Raw genomic sequence first — 17,402 nt, forward strand, 5'->3', positions numbered from 1 at the left:
CAGGCCTTTTTTATTATCTGTATTTAAAAAGTAACCAGAAAAATACAAACTTCCTTTATGTATATACGATTGTATTTTTAATAAAGGATATCAAGACGTTTGTGTTATATTTTGCCATACTGTATATAGAGAAATGTTACTAAAGGCACTGACCATTCGAATGTTTCAAACTCGGGGTTTAAAAAATACATTGGGGTTTTCACTCATTGAGTTAGTCACTACTATTTTAATAGTAGGGATTATCGCTGTGTTTGTTTTGCCTAAATTATTACCTGAATCAAGCTATAGTGCCCATGCTCTTCGAAATGAATTTATCAGTGAGCTTAGACAAGTTCAAATAAAAGCATTAAATAACAGTGACCGTTGTTATCGTATTAGTGTTTTTTCAGATGGTTACCAACTCAGCACTTATCAACATAATATTAATAACGTCTTTGCAGGTTGTATTGATGCACAGCTTATTCGAACTGAAGTGAAACAAGATTTTAGTAGTGGGGCAACCATTGAGCTAGCAAGTAATGGTAATACTGATTTTACTATGGATTTTGACAATCTAGGTCGAGCTAACCTTGGCTGCAATGGGGCGTGCTTTGTCGTAAAAGCAGATGAAGCGCTCAATATTGCGATGGAGTCTGAGGGGTATGTGCATGCTTTATAATTTATCTTCCTCAAGAAACCTATTAGTAAAATCTCTTCAACACAGCGTGATTAAAAACTCACAGGGTGGTTTTACCTTAATCGAACTTGTGATTGGCATGCTGGTATTAAGCATTGCAATAGTGATGCTTACGTCAATGTTATTACCTCAAGCTGATAGAGCTGTTGAGACATTATCTCGAGTTCGCTCTGCTGAATTAGCGCATTCGGTCATGAATGAAATTTGGGGCAAACGTTATGATGAAAATACTAATGCTAATGGTGGTATCCCTGCTTGTAACTCTACTTCACCATTAAATCCCGGGGCGAATTGTACAGATGAAGGTGATTTTGGAGTTGATGGCGAAGGCCGAAATGATTTTAATGATGTAGATGATTATCACCAATTAAATATTACAGATCTGATGCTTGATTCCACTCAAACCTACGCTGATGTTTATATTAACTATGGCATGACAGTCACAGTCGCTTACCTAAATGGCCAAGCGCAAAAGCTTATCACCATATATGTAACAACACCTTCAGGGGAAGTTATTACTTACCAAGCGGTAAGGAGTAACTATTAATGAAAAGTAAAAGAGGTTTGCAACAAGCTGGCTTTACGTTAGTTGAAATGGTCACTGTGATTATCATTCTTGGCATTCTGATAGTAGGTGTAAGCAGTTTTGTTATATTTGGTACACGTATTTTTGTTGAATCTAGTTCTGTTGATCAAGTTCTAGGCCAAAGCCGCTTTGCTGTAGAGCGAATGACCCGTGACATTCGACATTCTGTGCCAAACAGTGTCCGACTCCGAACAGCTAGCACTGGCACCTTTCAATGCATTGAGATGCTTCCAATAGAAGCCAGTAGTAGTTATCTTGAACTACCTATTTATCCTGATTCTGCTTCGAGTACTGGCACCATTGTTGATAATAATATTACTGTTAACAATGGCATGTTTGCGATTGTATATCCTCTTGCTAATGAAAGTATTGGCGGTGTTAATGATATTTATCAAGCATCAAGAAATAAGCGCTTTGAGGTGCAAAGTGCCACTTCAGCAGCGGATAGAATAACCCTGACATTTGCTAATTCAGTTCAGTTTGCTGAACAGTCCCCCATTAAGCGGATTTACTTTGCTAATCAACCGATTAGTTATTGTTTTGAAAGCCCAGTAGGCTCATCTGAAGTGAGTTTGTATCGTTATTCAAATTATGGCTACATAATAAGCCAGCCAGTGCCATCGAATATGGGTACTGGTGTGTTAATGGCTGAAAATATTACTAATAGTTTACTTACAGAACCTGCAATTAAAGTGACAGAACAAAACTTAATGACCAACTCAATTGTGCACCTTGAGCCTCGCTTTAGTGTTAATGGTGAAACCTTCAAGTATCAGCATCAAGTGCAGGTGACCAATGTACCTTAATTACTTATCACTAAAAGACGGTCACATGAATACTAGGCTGCGTAAGCAACAAGGTAGTGCGCTGGTGATTGCCGTATTTGTGCTGATTGTGATGTTTTTACTCGCGGGTACCTTAATTCGAATGCTGGAAGATGGTGATGAGTCAGTCAATGTTGAAGTGTGGGGAGCTCGAGCGCTTTTTAGTGCCAATAGCGCTGCAGATGCTGAGTTGGCTAAATTATTTCCGCTGTCAGGTGCTGTGGGTGTTTGTAGTGCGACTTCCACTTGGACTCCACCTAGTTCAGTAGGTTTTCATGGTTGTACTGTCGCTGTGACCTGTAACCCTATTACTGTAGATGGAGTTACTCAGTATCAAATAAGCAGTAATGCAGTGTGTGAAACTGGAGATTGTGCTGGAAATGCAGCTTCGACCAATTGTTTACGAGTCAATCGCCAAGTGGAGGTAGAAGCACGTGGAGACTAGATTCTTTACTTCATTAATGTGTCTGTTGATATTACTGAGCAATAGTGTCAGAGCAGATTGGAGCGATACCTTCTTGGAAGGAGTCAATAACATAGACTCTCTAGGAGAAATGCGCACCAATACCTCGTTTATTATTAATGCACCGACTAATGGTCAACTACCTACTCATAATTATATTCAGGGGGGGGATGCGGCTGCAAAACTATGTGTTCCTGCCAATGGTAATGCTAAGGATTGTAAGGCTGGTAATTACGTCGCCACACTGCCATTAAATCGATTGGATTTTGCACAATGTGAGTCATCAAGTACAGAAAATATTGGCCCTCCTGAATGGGATAATAAAACTATTCAAGTGGATGAGGGAGAGTACCAAAATATTACTATTGGTAATGGAGGGGATCGTACGATTGAGTTCATTTCCTCTAATACTGAAGGGTTTTATAAAATAAAGTCGCTAACGGGTAACTCAGGTAACATAATTTTTTCTCCCGGCCAGTATTGGGTAGAATCTTTAAGTTTAGGAGATGGCGTTAACATAACCTTACCAGCTTCTGGGGCGGTCAGTTTTTTTATTAAGAATGATTACAGCCATACTAATTGGGGGTTGAACAATAACCCTGAACAACTTTTGTTTTACAGTTATGGCAACTTTTCAATGCAAGGGAGTTCAAGCTTAGAGGCTTATGTCGTTGCAGAAGGAAATGCAGATATTGCGGGAAGTGCAGCTCTCACAGGGGCGATCACCGCTTCAAACATAAGTATGGGAGGAAGCTCAAGTGTGACATTTGATGATACAGCAGATCAAATTTCGGTCGTGCCCAGCTGTAGCTCTTCGGCAGCACCATTCCACATCCAATATGGCAAAGCAACTTCGACTTCTGTGACTTTTGATGATGCCTTTCCTACGGGTGTAACACCGCTGGTGTTTATCATGTCGACAATTTCTGAAACGAATTCACTCACCACTGATGGTCCTCAAAGTGCATTTTTATCAAATATCAGTGAAACAGGTTTTACATGGGCAAGGCAAGAACCACCAGGGAATATAGTTTCTAGCGTCGATATGCCCGAAGTGCATTGGGTTGCTGTGACTCCTGGAACACATGACCTATCAAATGGAACGCAACTTATCGCAGGTTCGGTCGAATATGATTTAGCGCTTATTGGGGCGAATAATAATTATATCAGCGTGACAATGGACGCATCGCAAGATGTTTTACTGAACCAAATGCAAACAAGTAATAATGATTGCTGGTTAACCAGCACTTCCCAGTTTAATAATACTGGCATTGAGTTAGCAATGGATACTTCGGAAGTGAGGAATAACAGTGCGGAGTGTCAGCCTGCAGGTCTAAGTAATGGTAATTTACATAATGAGACCATCGCTTATATGACCGTTGCTTCTGGTTCAGGCGCCTTGATATTAAACGGTGAGGACCTCAACTATCACTTTGGAAATTCACAAACTTTTTTCAATACCACTGGAATTAGAGATGTGGAATATCAATGTAGCGTCACCACCCCATTAACGGGTTTTACTGACGTACCAATTTTAGTTGCTGGTAAAACTAATCGCCGTGGTGGTGATGGTGGTTGGTTAAGGCGTTGTCAGTTGACGAACGATCTAGTCAGTATGGTTGTGGATGAAGATACCTATCGAGATAACGATCGTAGACATATCTGGGAAAACTACAGTTTCTTTGCGCTAGAAAGAACAGAACCGGTTTCGCAATGTTTTACTGATGACTTTAATCGTACTTCTTTAGGGAGCGATTGGGTGGCTGCGAGCTCGAGCGGCAGTTTTACTCCTTCAATCGTGAGTAATAAACTTCGTCTAACTCAAGCAGCTGGCAACCAAGCAACTTCAACGACTTACCAACGTTTATTCCCAGCTGCTGATAATTTAATTGAAATTGAGTTCGACCATTCTGCTTATGATGGCAACGGTGCTGACGGTATTGCAATGGTGTTTTCTGATGCATCAATAACACCACAACCAGGTGCTGCAGGGGGACCGTTAGGTTATGGCTATAAACCAAGCATTGATGGGTTTGCTGGTGGCTGGTTAGGCATTGGTATTGACGAATATGGTAATTTTTCGGCAGAAGGGGGCGATAATAATATTGGACGCCGCCAGCAAAGCGTTTCGATACGTGGCTCGGGCAGTGGCACGTCAGGCTACCCATATCTGCGCGGAACGTGTAATAACGGCACCACTAATACTACTGGCGACTGCTTAACTCCACCTGTTGATAACAATGAGAATGACAATCATCGTTATAGAATCGTCATTGACTCACGTGTGTCAGGGCAGTCGTTAGTGTCAGTCTCTCGTGATACTGGCAGCGGCTTTGTCGAAATCGTTCCCCAGTTTGATATTTTATCTTTCGCATCACAAGCTGCAGTGCCTGATGACTTTATCTTGTCAATAACAGGTTCAACTGGTGGCTCAACCAATGTGCATGAAATTGATGATATAGAGTTTTGTGCACTTGACTCAAGCCCAGTGGGGGTTGTCATTGATCATTTTGAATTTACTCATACCGGTTCTGCGTTAACTTGTAATGCTGAGCCAATGACTCTAACTGCTTGTGCTAACGCAGATTGTACTCAAACCGTGCCTGACTTTGTTACTGCGACCTTGAGCCCTGCAACCATCGCTACAGGTGGTGGTTGGGTTGGTGGCAACGTAGTCAGTTTTAGTGGCGGTAGCACTAATTTATCACTCAGAAATAATACCGCTGGCTCAGTAACGGTTGATGTCACAGGCTCAACACCAGGCGCTAAGCCTTTTAGTAGCACTAAATGTAGTGTTGCTGGTTCAACACCAACGGCTGAGCAATGTACCTTTAACTTTGCTGATAGCGGTTTTATTTTTACTGTACCTGACAAGTTAGCGAATAAACCCAGTGGTGCTATTAGTATTTCAGCCGTAAAAAAAGATACCGAGACGTTGGAGTGTACGCCGCAGTTTGAAAATGTGACTAAAAGTGTTGGTTTTTGGAGTGACTACGTCAATCCGAGTTCGGTTATTTCAGCTTCAAGTGTATCGGTAACTGGAACAGGCGCTGCAACAGATATCGGCACGAGTATTGGCGCTCGAACTCCTATAGCGCTTCAATTTGATGCCAGTGGTATCGCTGAGTTTGAAGTGAATTATCCCGATGCTGGCGCAATACAGTTAAATGCGCAATACGATGGCACAGGCGAGGAAGATGGCTTAGTGATGGTTGGCGCGGATCCATTTGTCAGTTTTCCTGTTGGTTTATGTGTAAACCCTGTCGATACTAATGCCAGCTGTGCAAGCGGAAACAGTAGTTGCGATGTGTATAAAAAAGCCGGAGAAGACTTTGATTTATCGGTTCAAGCAATGGCTTGGGAGTCTGATAGCGACACTGATTATTGTGACAATTTAACCACGCCAAATTATGTTCATGCAGGTATTGTATTAGGCAGTAATCTTGTGGCACCAAATCCTGGAGAAACAGGCACTCTTGGCTTAGGTAACTACGACCATGTGGCTGCTATTAATAACCAAAACACCATCACTCAGTCAGTTAGTGAGGTGGGTGTATTTGAATTTACTGTGAAAGCACCCAGTGAATATTTAGGTTCTACCTTTTATGATATTCCGCAAGCAAGTTCTGGCAATATAGGCCGCTTTATCCCTGACCGATTTGTTGTTAGCAGTGTGAGTGTCCTTCCCGCATGTGGGGTTTTCAATTATATGGGTCAGCCATTTTCGATGGCGATGAATATAACTGCATTTAATATTGGCAGTGAGGTGACTAAGAATTACCAAGATGCTTTTGCATACGCGACCGGTATTTTAGTGGGTGAAAATTCGGATGATGGTGACGACAAACGTAACCGAATGAGCGCTTTACCCGTCTCTGCAAGTTCATGGGTTGCGGGTGTTGCAACTGTAGAGAGTAGTTATATGGCTAGCTTAAGTCGAACCACTGCACCTAGCCAAGATGGGCCTTTTGAAGACTTTGATATTGGGCTGATTGTTGTTGATAACGATGGTGATAACAGCTTTGTTTCAGATCCTGATATGAATGCTGCGACCTCTGGCACTTGTGGCAGTAATTGCGATGCAAAATTACTATCAAATCAACGTTTTCGTCATGGCCGTGTGGTGATGGACAACACGTATGGCGCTGAAAACGACACGCTACAAATGCCAACCAGAGCAGAATACTGGAATGGACTGGCTTGGGTGACCAATACTGATGATAGTTGTTCAGTCGTAACCCCTGCGTTAGCCAGTCAAGTCGATGATCTGTCGTTGGGATACAAATTTGAACCCAGTTTAACAACGGGTCAATTAATCGATCGAACTGGGCAAACTGGCAGTTTTTCTAACGGCGAATTTACCTTACTGTGGAATGCGATTATTACAGGTTCAGCTGCTGATTATCGCGGTCAAGTAACCGCTCCTTTGATTGTGCCTGAGTGGCTACAGTGGTATTGGAATTGGGAAAACGCTTCGTCGACAACTTTGTATGATCCAAGGGCGAGTGCGTACTTTGGGCGTTATCGTGGCCATGACCGAATTATTTATTGGCGTGAAAAACGATAAACAAGTTACATAATGGTGGACCAAAAGGATTATATGCAGCCTATTGGGTTTTGTATCGTCAAAATATATGCTTGAACGATTTTTTGACGGAGACACAGTATTAAATACTGTTGTTTTTTTACTCGTTATTTTGTTGTTTTTATGCACTTATGATTTAATTTGCTAATAAAGCAAAAAAAACACCGAGATTAGCGATTGTTAACCTGTTCGGTCTTGTGGAAACTGAGCTGCATTGATAAAGTTACCTGATTTTTCTTTCTTCTGACGTTACAGAATACAGGCTAGACACATGTTCAAAAAGCTGCGTGGAGTTTTTTCAAACGACCTATCGATCGATTTAGGTACGGCAAATACATTAATTTACGTTCGTGACGAAGGTATCGTGCTTAACGAACCATCTGTCGTAGCCATTCGTGGCGAGCGTGGCAGCAGCGGACAAAAATCAGTGGCTGCTGTAGGGACAGACGCAAAGCAAATGCTTGGTCGTACTCCTGGAAACATTCAAGCTATCCGCCCAATGAAAGATGGTGTGATTGCTGACTTCTATGTGACTGAAAAAATGCTGCAGCACTTCATTAAGCAAGTGCATAATAATAGCTTTTTCCGTCCAAGCCCACGGGTTTTAGTTTGTGTTCCAGTAGGTGCAACGCAAGTAGAACGTCGTGCAATTCGTGAATCTGCCATGGGCGCAGGTGCACGCGAAGTATACTTAATTGAAGAGCCAATGGCGGCAGCGATTGGTGCAGGTTTACCTGTGTCAGAAGCAACGGGTTCTATGGTTGTTGATATCGGTGGTGGTACCACTGAAGTTGCTATTATCTCGTTAAATGGTGTGGTGTATTCTTCATCGGTGCGGATTGGTGGTGATAAATTTGATGATGCCATCATTAACTATGTACGCCGTAACTACGGAAGCCTGATTGGTGAAGCAACTGCAGAACGTATTAAACATACGATCGGTACTGCTTATCCTGGTGACGAAGTGCTTGAAATTGAAGTTCGCGGCCGTAACCTTGCTGAAGGTGTGCCAAGAAGTTTCACACTTAACAGCAATGAAATACTTGAAGCGCTGCAAGAGCCATTATCAGGCATTGTTAGTGCAGTGATGGTTGCACTTGAGCAGTCTCCTCCAGAACTTGCTTCAGATATTTCTGAGCGCGGCATGGTGTTAACTGGCGGTGGTGCATTACTTCGTGATTTAGACCGTTTATTAATGCAAGAAACAGGCATTCCAGTGATGGTTGCCGATGATCCATTGACATGTGTTGCTCGAGGCGGTGGTAAAGCACTTGAGATGATCGACATGCATGGTGGCGACTTATTCTCTGAAGAGAACTAAAGAGCGAAACAATGGCGGTGTAGACTCTGATGATATTATTAAGAGTGTCACCGCCTACAAATTATGAAACCCATTTTTGTTCGTGGCATATCGCAACAATTCAGATTAACACTGGCAATTTTTTTGTCGGTGGTATTACTTATCGCTAATGATCGCCTCGATCCTATTCGTCAGTCCATTTCCTCAGTATTAAGTCCCTTACAGTATTTAGCCAACGTGCCAGGTTTATTATTGGATTGGTCAGCAGACTCCATTGCAACGCGCAATATGTTGGCTCAACAAAATAAAGAACTATTACGACAACAACTAATGATGTCAGAACGATTACAACGTTTCGAACATTTACGACAAGAAAATGTACGTTTAAGAGCTTTACTGGGTTCTCCTGTCCACATGGATGCTCGTAAAGTGGTTGCCGAAGTCATGGAAGTAGCCAGTGATCCGTTTCGTCATTATGTGGTACTGAACCATGGTGCACGTACCGGTGTTTTTGTCGGGCAATCAGTCGTAGATGCCCAAGGTGTTGTTGGCCAAGTGGTTGAAGTGAGTGAGTTAACGAGTCGGGTATTATTGGTAACCGATCCGACGCATGGCATACCTGTTCGAATCACTCGAAATGATGTCCGCGCGATGGCTCAAGGCACTGGTGATATTGATGAAATTGAACTGCGTCATGTGGCCAAAAGTACAGACATCGTAGTCGGTGATTTATTGGTGACTTCTGGTTTAGGTCAACGCTTCCCTGAAGGCTACCCTGTCGCGCGAGTGATGAAAATCTCCCGTGATGCTGGGCAAAGTTATTCTGTGATTTCAGCTCAGCCGTTAGCTGCATTAGATCGAATTCGCTACGTGTTGCTGATTTGGCCTGACGACAATTTAGATGATCTGCCTAGTTCAATCCATTCAGAAATATCAACGATTGATAATCCAAGCGTGGAACCAGAAACACAAGACGAGGGCAGTCAATGAGTGCACATATTGCCAATGGCCGCTTTGTCGTATTAGTGACAATTTTTATTGGGATGATGTTTCAAATCATGCCACTGCCTAAAATCGTCGAAGCTTGGCGACCAGATTGGTTGCTAATGGTAATGATTTACTGGGCGATGGCCTTACCGCATCGTTATAGCATCTTAACCGCTTGGTTCTTAGGCGTATTATTGGATGTCTTGCTAGGGGCGACCTTAGGTATACGTTCCTTGGCATTTTCGATTGTGATTTATGTGATTGTGATGCAATCACAGCGACTGCGAAACTTTACCCGTTGGCAGCAGTCTATTTTAGTAGCCATTTTTATATGTCTTTATCACTTTATTATTTACTGGGTTGAATTTGTTGTTAATGGTGTTGCCTTCGATTGGGCGATGTTTTTACCTGCTATCTCGAGTATTTTTATGTGGTGGTGGGTGTTCTGGGTGCTTAGAAATATTCGCCGTAGTTATAAGGTCCGTTAGATATGGGTTGGGTGCTCGCTTCCACTTCTCCAAGACGTAAAGAGCTATTTGCTCAAGTTGGATTCACTGAAAAGCATTTTTCATTTGACCAGGTTGCACCAGATATTAATGAGTCGCATATTTCAGGCGAACCTGCTGCGGACTTCGTTGTTAGATTAGCTAAAGAAAAAGCCCAAACAGGCTTAGCTTTATGTCCTGATGGCGAAAACCATAAGGTGCTTGGCTCAGATACTATTGTGGTATTAGGTGAGCAGATATTAGGTAAACCAGTAGATAAGCAAGATGCGCAGCGCATACTTTCTGATTTATCAGGGAAAACACATCAGGTGATGACGGCAGTAGCGGTGACCAATGGTAAGACTACGCTCACTAGACTGTGCCAAACGGAAGTGACATTTTGTCATCTGACACTAGATACAATTAATGACTATATCGACACACAAGAGCCAATGGATAAAGCGGGAGCTTACGGTATCCAAGGTTTAGGTGGTTGCTTTGTAAAGTCGATAAAGGGTAGTTATTCAGCGGTAGTCGGTTTACCTCTTGTTGAGACGCGCGAATTACTACATGAAATGAATCAAATTGAATTAACTTAACTTTTCGTTCGCAAACATGTGAATTTTACTGCGCTGACTATCAAAAAATATACGCGTGAGTAATGCATCATCCTTGCAGCAGGGCGTTAAACAGGTGGCTTATGCAAACAAAAGCACAGCGTAAAAAAGGCTCTGAATTACTGATTAACGTCACGCCAACTGAGGCAAGGGTCGCACTTGTTGAGCACGGCGTGTTACAAGAAGTGCATATCGAGCGCCGCATGAAACGTGGCCTTGTGGGCAATATCTATAAAGGAAAAATCAGTCGTGTGCTACCTGGCATGCAAGCTGCCTTTGTGGATATCGGCCTAGAAAAAGCCGCATTCTTACACGCCTCTGACATTGTGCCGCATACCGAGTGTGTAGCTGATGTTGAAAAGGGCAACTTTGTTGTTCGTGATATCGCAGAATTGGTTCGCCAAGGTCAAGATATCATGGTGCAAGTGGTTAAAGATCCGCTTGGAACGAAAGGTGCTCGCCTCACAACTGATATTACCTTACCTTCGCGTTATTTAGTCTTTATGCCCGGCTCAAGCCATGTTGGTGTGTCGCAACGCATTGAAGAAGAGTCAGAACGCAGCCGTTTAAAGAAGATCACTGAGCCTTATGTCGATGAAGATGGCGGTTTTATTATCAGAACTGCTGCCGAAGGCGTAGGTGATGATGAACTGGCACAGGATGCCGCTTTTTTACGTCGAGTTTGGGCTAAGGTCAGTGAGCGTCGTAAGCGCAAAGGTGCGACCTTGTTGTATCAAGATTTAGCGCTTCAAGTGCGAATTATTCGTGATTTTGTTGGCACGGAGCTGGACAATATCCAAGTGGACTCACGCCGAACCTTCGCTGAAATTGAAGGTTTTGCGCAAGAGTTTATGCCAGAAATAGCGGCCAAAATTGAGCACTATGCTGGGCCATCACCGATTTTTGAACTCTATGATGTTGAGAATGAAATTCAACGTGCATTAGGGCGAAAGGTTGAACTTAAGTCGGGTGGTTATTTAATTATTGATCAGACAGAAGCCATGACCACAGTTGATATTAATACTGGTGCATTTGTCGGTCATCGAAATCTAGCTGAAACAATATTTAATACTAATTTAGAAGCCACCCAAGCAATAGCAAGACAATTAAGATTGCGTAATTTGGGCGGTATAATCATTATCGACTTTATCGATATGATGAATGAAGAACACAAGAAACGCGTATTGGACAGCTTAACAGCGGCCTTAGCGATGGACAGAGTTAAAACCAGTGTGAGTGGCTTTTCTGGGTTAGGTTTAGTTGAAATGACCCGAAAGCGCACACGTGAAAGTCTTGAGCATGTGGTGTGCGGTGAGTGCCCAGCTTGTAATGGCACGGGTTCGATGAAAACGGTAGAAACCGTTTCATATGAGATTTTTAGAGAAATTATTCGTTTAAACCGAGCATATGCAGCTGATGAGTTTTTATTATATTGCTCCCCTGCAGTTTACAAGAGTTTAAGTAATGAGGAAGGCCACTTATTGGCTGAGCTAGAAGTTTATATTGGTAAGCAAATCCGCCTTCAAAACGAAACTTTATATACTCAAAATAAGTATGATGTGGTGATGGTGTAGTGCCCAAAAGTAAAACCGTAACAGTGTGTCGTTTTTTGTTCCAAATTGTAGCCGTAGTACTTGTACTATTTGCGCTAGCGGTCAGTCTCATCCGTGGTTTATTACCCCAACTACCCGAAGCTCGTTATGAAGTGATCAATTATTTGCGCGACCAATATCAAGTGGAAGTGCAAGTCGGCAAACTGTCAGCTGAATGGCAAGCGTTTGGGCCAGCATTAACGGTAAATAATTTAGTTGTTCCTCCCCAGCAAGCTTTGCCGGTAACGATCATCGCTAACAAAGTCCACTTTAAACTCGATTTCTGGCAAACCTTGCTGACTTTGTCACCTAAAATTGAAACCGTAAAGTTTGATGGCATACATGTGGCACTTAATGTTGATGAGTTGTCTACAGATAGCGAAAAGCCAGTGAGCAATACCAATATAGATTGGTTATATGCACTGTTATTAGAACAGCTCGAGTATTTCTCCATCAGCGACGGCACCCTTCAGCTATTAAGCCATAATCATGATTTTAGACCGATTTATATCAGCAATTTTATCTGGCATAACGGAACAGACTTACATCAAGGTAAAGGCTTTATGCACCTTGACTCAGAAGCATCAGCAAGTGAGCGACTGGCATTAAGAGTGGATTTAAATGGTGATGGCTATAACCCTGATGAACTGGTTGGACAGATTTACTTATCAGCAGAATCGTTAGATTTAGGTGAGTGGGCGTCTAGGCAACATGAGCCGTTGCTTAAACTGGACAATATTGAATTTGAAGGGGTAGTGAATCTTGAAGCTTGGTTAGGTATTGAATATCGAACGATTAATACAGGTTTATTGATGTTTGAACCCAGCTGGTTACAGTGGAATACTGCTGGCGAGCAACAAAGGTTTGCCATTAATGGTGGAGCGTTAAAATGGCAGCCAAATGAAACGGGCTGGCAAGTGAGCAGTCATGACTTAGATTTTTCAACTAATGGTGAGTCGTGGCCAGAGCTTAAATTGTCCCTAAAAACGAATTACAGTGACCTCTCTGTTAGCATTAACGAAATTGCGCCTGAAGTATTAACCCCGCTGTTACCTCTTATCCCTAAAATGGGCGAGAAAGGAGTCGCAAAATGGCGTGCACTCTCACCTAAAGGGCTTATTGGGCCTTTGCAGCTATTAAAAGAGCCAGGTAAACCTCTGTTATTAAAAACAGAGGTTAAACAACTACAGTGGCTAGCTTCAAATAATATCCCTGGAAGCAGCGCGATTGACTTTAATCTGTCTTGGGCCAATGGTTTGTTAAATGCTGAGTTTCCTCAGCAAGATTATCGATTAGACTTTCAAGATGGTTTTGAAGCGCCACTTGCGTTAATAGGCGAGGCCTTTCAAGTTCAGTACAGTGTCAATAATTCTCGGTTAACCTTGCCTAATGTGCATTTTCATAACCCAGATATAGACATTGCTGCCTCGATGCAATTAGATATGCATAATGCTGCGCACTTGGCATTAAGTGCTAATGTGGCAATTGCTGACGTAGATAATGCTGGTCTATATTTCCCGCTGCACACAATGAGTGACAATCTAGTTGATTACTTAAATGCCTCTTTATTAAAAGGGGAGATCCCTGATGCGAAAATTGTGTGGCATGGTCAACTGAACCAATTTCCTTATCAAGATAACTCGGGCATTTTTCAAGCGGGCTTTAATCTCAATGATGGTGCTTTTTCGTTTCAGCCGACTTGGCCAGCTGTCGACGATTTGAGTTTATATGCTTTATTTGAAAATGCAGCGATGGATCTTGTGGTCAATAAAGGCAACTTACTCGATGTCCCGGCTGATGGCGCCCATATCTATATCCCACATATGGGTAAAGAAACGACATTGAGAGTAGAAGCTAACGTTGGCGCTGATGCCGATGCAGCCAAAGCTGTTATTGATAATTCACCGTTAAAAACCTCAATTAGCCCTACATTAAATGTGGTGCAAATCTCGGGTGATATTGTCAGTGAATTAGATTTAACCATTCCGCTTTACGAAGGTGGAAAAGCAGATAATAAAGGCATCATTAAGTTTAATGGCAACAGCGTATACGTTACGACACCAGGACTACAACTTGAAAAAGTCACAGGTAATGTTGAATTCAATAATGCTGAGGTGAATGGTTTAGCGATAAATGCCAATTTATTTGAGCAGCCGCTGACATTTGATTTTGCCACAGAGCCAACCAACACTGGGGATCTGGCATTAACTATAGACTTGGCTGGTCAATGGGATCTTGATACGTTACCGAGCTATATTGATAACCCGTTAAGCGAATACTACTCAGGCAATATGGCTTGGGATGGTGCTGTTACCATGATATTTGACCCAACGGGTTACCGCCTTCAGGTTCAAGTCAATTCAGATCTCGTTGGTACGTCATTGTCACTTCCTGCGCCATTTTATAAGGATGCAGATCAAACCAAAGTCCTCCGTGCAGAGCTAGTCGGTGATAATAAACAATCATCTTTAGGGATAAAACTAGGTAAAGATGCTGAGTTTTGGGGAGGCTTTAATGAAGGTAATGGCGGTGCTCTCGCTCACTATGATTTACTGTTAGGGCGGCACTTTAAATTAGGTGACAAACTCGCTAAAGACCAAGGCCATATTCAAATTGATTTGCCTGAAACTGAGTTGACTCAGTGGCTTCCTATCATCAGCAAGTTTACTGATAAAGCGAATTCAACTATCGATGCCTTGCCTGAAAGCTCGCTTGCTGCGAATGCGTTAGCAACAGCTGACACGATCGTTCACACAGAATCAATCACTCCGACGCAAGTATTAATGGCAACAGCTGACGCCCCCGCTAATAAAGCAATTGAAGGTACTGACTTACAGGTTGAGCCTGACTTGAATACAGAGTTAACAACTGCAGCTTTGGCGAATACCAATGAGGTGACTCTTGCTGACATATCGATTCCAGCTCTACAGTCTTCAGAGCCACTGTTAAATGAAGTCTCAACAGCAGCACCGAAGTCGAGTTTTTTCCCACCTTTGATTTTAATCGATGCCCAAATAGGCTCATTAAATATCTTAAGTCAGAATTTTAATCAATTGAGCTTTTCAGCCAAGCCGTTAACACATGTTTGGCGTTTTGATATTCAGTCTGAACAGCTTGATGGTCATGTTGATTTTTATCCAAGCTGGCGCGAACAAGGACTTAAAATTGTCGCCAGTAAGCTGCATTTATCTCCAAAGGTTAAGTCTGCAGAAGAAGCGGAATTTACCCCCGGTAATTTGTTGGAAAACTTGCCTCCCTTGGCTGTCGATGTTGATGACTTTAAGTTATATCAAGCGCAACTGGGCCACCTCGTTTTACAAGGTATCCCTTATGAAGATGGTTATCGTTTTCAAACCTTAACCTTAACCCGTCCCATAGTCAGTATGCTGGCTTCTGGGGATTGGACATTTGCTGACGGTAAAAGCCTAACTACATTTGATGTGAATGTTGAAGCGAGTAAATTTGATGCTCTATCTGATGCACTGGGTATCAACCCAGGTTTGAAAGATGCGCCTGTGAATATGGTTGGAGAGTTTTCATGGCAAGGGGCACCTTATGCATTTTCTTTAGAAACTTTGAACGGTAAATTAAGATTTGATATGGGTAAGGGTTACCTTTCTGAAATCAGTGATAAAGGCGCCCGTATTTTCTCTTTGTTTAGTTTAGATTCCTTGGTGAGAAAGCTGTCGTTAGATTTCTCTGATGTATTCGGTAAAGGGCTTTATTTTGATTCGTTTGGTGGTTCACTGAATATCGATAATGGCGTGGTTAAAACTACTGATACAGAAATGGACGCGATAGCAGGCAACATGAAAGTGCGTGGCTATACTGACTTAACCAGCCAAAGTTTGAATTATGATATTCGCTTTATTCCGCAGCTTGCATCCAGTGTGCCGACAGTGGTACTGCTGAGTACCAGTGCATGGACATTAGGTTTGGGTGCGTTTGCCTTAACTAAAGTGTTGGAGCCTGTGATTGAGGTTATTTCAGAAATTCGTTTCCGTTTAGGCGGCACGATGACAGATCCTCAACTAGAAGAACTAGAGCGCAAAAGTAAAGAAATTGAAATTCCTGAGTCAATCTTGCCGAAAAAAGACGTCCCTGTAGGTGAAACGCCGCTTGATTCAAACGGTGGCATAAACGTTAGTAAAAGCGATAATGCGAACAAAAGTTTGAACAATGGTGTGAGTAGCGATGAAATTCCTACTACAGAAGTAAGCGTTAAACCTGAACTCGAACCTGAACCAGAAGCTGTATCTGACGCCAAGCCAATGCTTGATGAATCAACTTCTGATTTAGCGTTTAATGCGACGATTGAAGACGCGAATGTAATCTCTTTTGCAAGTTACCGAGATAGTATCAGAAAGCTCAATATCAGCCAGAGAGGCTCAGATGCAAATCAGCTTATTACAATGCCAAAGCAGTCGAGACGTCACAGCCAATCTGGCATATATAGACTCGCAGCTTAAATGCCTTCCTCGCCATCAAGGTGAAACGCAATTAGTCGTGTTACCTGAGTGCAGTTTGTTGTTTGGTGGCCATGAGAAACAGCAACTCGATGTCGCAGGAGATGATGAGACCAGTCATCTTAAAAACGCACTAGCGGATTTGGCTAAGCAACATCAAGTTTATATGGTGGCAGGTACTATCCCGATTTTAGCGGGAGATGGCAGAGTCTTTAGCCGTAGTTATCTATTTGATGATGCGGGTGATACCTTAGGTAGCTATGATAAATTGCACTTGTTCGATGTTGACGTGGCTGATAACACCCAATCCTATAGAGAAAGTGATACGTTTTGCCCTGGTGAACGTATAACGGTGGTAAAGACACCATTTGGCAATGTCGGATTAGCCATTTGTTATGATATTCGCTTTCCTGAGCTGTTTCGCGCGTTACGGCTTGCTGGCGCTGATTTTATTGCACTTCCTTCGGCTTTCACTAAAGTGACGGGTGAAGCGCATTGGCAAACGTTAGTAAAGGCTAGAGCCATTGAAAGCCAATGTTTTTTATTGGCAGCAGATCAATGGGGGCAGCATAATCAAGGTAGCCGAGAAACCTGGGGACAAAGCATGATTGTTGATCCTTGGGGGGAAGTACTCGCCGAACGTAAAACAGGCCTTGGCTGGGTTCAGCATCAGGTATCGCTGGAGTCGCTTGAAAAAATCAGGCAGCAAATTCCAGTGATGCAGCATAACCGCTTTAAAGTGCCATCGCTCATAAGTTAATTGTAATGACTCATCCCATGAGTATGTTAACTGGGTTTATACCTACTGAGCTTGTATGAAG

12 protein-coding genes are annotated in these 17,402 nt (G+C 42.6%); all 12 read left to right on the plus strand.

Annotated elements, in window-relative coordinates; translation table 11 throughout:
* Window positions 1-160 precede the first annotated feature (160 nt).
* The 12 genes from LMH66_RS10090 to LMH66_RS10145 all read left to right on the plus strand — a co-directional run bounded on the left by LMH66_RS10090 (window position 161) and on the right by LMH66_RS10145 (window position 17,341).
* Window positions 161-658 (plus strand): type II secretion system protein, encoded by a 498-nt coding sequence (locus LMH66_RS10090; protein WP_229369757.1) that lies wholly within the window; start codon window positions 161-163, stop codon window positions 656-658.
* A complete protein-coding gene (locus LMH66_RS10095; protein WP_229369759.1) occupies window positions 648-1,223 on the plus strand; it encodes a type II secretion system protein in 576 nt (191 codons plus the stop codon). The genes LMH66_RS10090 and LMH66_RS10095 overlap by 11 nt, the downstream gene beginning before the upstream one ends.
* Entirely contained in the window at window positions 1,223-2,068 is an 846-nt protein-coding gene (locus LMH66_RS10100) for a prepilin-type N-terminal cleavage/methylation domain-containing protein (protein WP_229369760.1), read from the plus strand. Before LMH66_RS10095 ends, LMH66_RS10100 begins: the two co-directional genes overlap by 1 nt.
* Before the next feature lie 25 nt (window positions 2,069-2,093).
* Window positions 2,094-2,531 (plus strand): MSHA biogenesis protein MshP, encoded by a 438-nt coding sequence (locus tag LMH66_RS10105; RefSeq protein WP_229369762.1) that lies wholly within the window; start codon window positions 2,094-2,096, stop codon window positions 2,529-2,531.
* Complete coding sequence (locus tag LMH66_RS10110) at window positions 2,521-7,116, plus strand: DUF6701 domain-containing protein (RefSeq protein WP_229369765.1); 4,596 nt, start codon at window positions 2,521-2,523, stop codon at window positions 7,114-7,116. The genes LMH66_RS10105 and LMH66_RS10110 overlap by 11 nt, the downstream gene beginning before the upstream one ends.
* A 289-nt stretch (window positions 7,117-7,405) precedes the next feature.
* On the plus strand, window positions 7,406-8,455 hold the full coding sequence (locus tag LMH66_RS10115) for a rod shape-determining protein (protein WP_055022908.1): 1,050 nt from the start codon (window positions 7,406-7,408) through the stop codon (window positions 8,453-8,455).
* 63 nt (window positions 8,456-8,518) lie between these two features.
* Window positions 8,519-9,424, plus strand: coding sequence for a rod shape-determining protein MreC (gene mreC / locus LMH66_RS10120; RefSeq protein ID WP_102527447.1), 906 nt, complete (start codon window positions 8,519-8,521; stop codon window positions 9,422-9,424).
* Window positions 9,421-9,909, plus strand: a complete 489-nt coding sequence (mreD, locus tag LMH66_RS10125; protein ID WP_229369769.1) for a rod shape-determining protein MreD — start codon at window positions 9,421-9,423, stop codon at window positions 9,907-9,909. Before mreC ends, mreD begins: the two co-directional genes overlap by 4 nt.
* 2 nt (window positions 9,910-9,911) lie before the next feature.
* On the plus strand, window positions 9,912-10,505 hold the full coding sequence (locus tag LMH66_RS10130; RefSeq protein ID WP_229369770.1) for a Maf family protein: 594 nt from the start codon (window positions 9,912-9,914) through the stop codon (window positions 10,503-10,505).
* 101 nt (window positions 10,506-10,606) lie between these two features.
* On the plus strand, window positions 10,607-12,097 hold the full coding sequence (gene rng, locus LMH66_RS10135; RefSeq protein WP_229369773.1) for a ribonuclease G: 1,491 nt from the start codon (window positions 10,607-10,609) through the stop codon (window positions 12,095-12,097).
* On the plus strand, window positions 12,097-16,584 hold the full coding sequence (locus tag LMH66_RS10140) for a YhdP family protein (RefSeq protein WP_229369775.1): 4,488 nt from the start codon (window positions 12,097-12,099) through the stop codon (window positions 16,582-16,584). Before rng ends, LMH66_RS10140 begins: the two co-directional genes overlap by 1 nt.
* On the plus strand, window positions 16,508-17,341 hold the full coding sequence (locus LMH66_RS10145) for a carbon-nitrogen hydrolase family protein (RefSeq protein ID WP_229369778.1): 834 nt from the start codon (window positions 16,508-16,510) through the stop codon (window positions 17,339-17,341). The genes LMH66_RS10140 and LMH66_RS10145 overlap by 77 nt, the downstream gene beginning before the upstream one ends.
* Window positions 17,342-17,402 lie beyond the last annotated feature (61 nt).

The organism is Shewanella sp. 10N.7 (assembly GCF_020806285.1).
Classification (GTDB): Bacteria; Pseudomonadota; Gammaproteobacteria; order Enterobacterales; family Shewanellaceae; genus Shewanella; species Shewanella electrodiphila.

Bases quoted from the DNA above. Each gene is read 5' to 3' on its own strand.
- LMH66_RS10090 (WP_229369757.1), top strand. From the start codon at position 161: ATGTTTCAAACTCGGGGTTTAAAAAATACATTGGGGTTTTCACTCATT.
- LMH66_RS10095 (WP_229369759.1), top strand. From the start codon at position 648: ATGCTTTATAATTTATCTTCCTCAAGAAACCTATTAGTAAAATCTCTT.
- LMH66_RS10100 (WP_229369760.1), top strand. From the start codon at position 1,223: ATGAAAAGTAAAAGAGGTTTGCAACAAGCTGGCTTTACGTTAGTTGAA.
- LMH66_RS10105 (WP_229369762.1), top strand. From the start codon at position 2,094: ATGAATACTAGGCTGCGTAAGCAACAAGGTAGTGCGCTGGTGATTGCC.
- LMH66_RS10115 (WP_055022908.1), top strand. From the start codon at position 7,406: ATGTTCAAAAAGCTGCGTGGAGTTTTTTCAAACGACCTATCGATCGAT.
- mreC (WP_102527447.1), top strand. From the start codon at position 8,519: ATGAAACCCATTTTTGTTCGTGGCATATCGCAACAATTCAGATTAACA.
- mreD (WP_229369769.1), top strand. From the start codon at position 9,421: ATGAGTGCACATATTGCCAATGGCCGCTTTGTCGTATTAGTGACAATT.
- LMH66_RS10130 (WP_229369770.1), top strand. From the start codon at position 9,912: ATGGGTTGGGTGCTCGCTTCCACTTCTCCAAGACGTAAAGAGCTATTT.
- rng (WP_229369773.1), top strand. From the start codon at position 10,607: ATGCAAACAAAAGCACAGCGTAAAAAAGGCTCTGAATTACTGATTAAC.
- LMH66_RS10145 (WP_229369778.1), top strand. From the start codon at position 16,508: ATGCAAATCAGCTTATTACAATGCCAAAGCAGTCGAGACGTCACAGCC.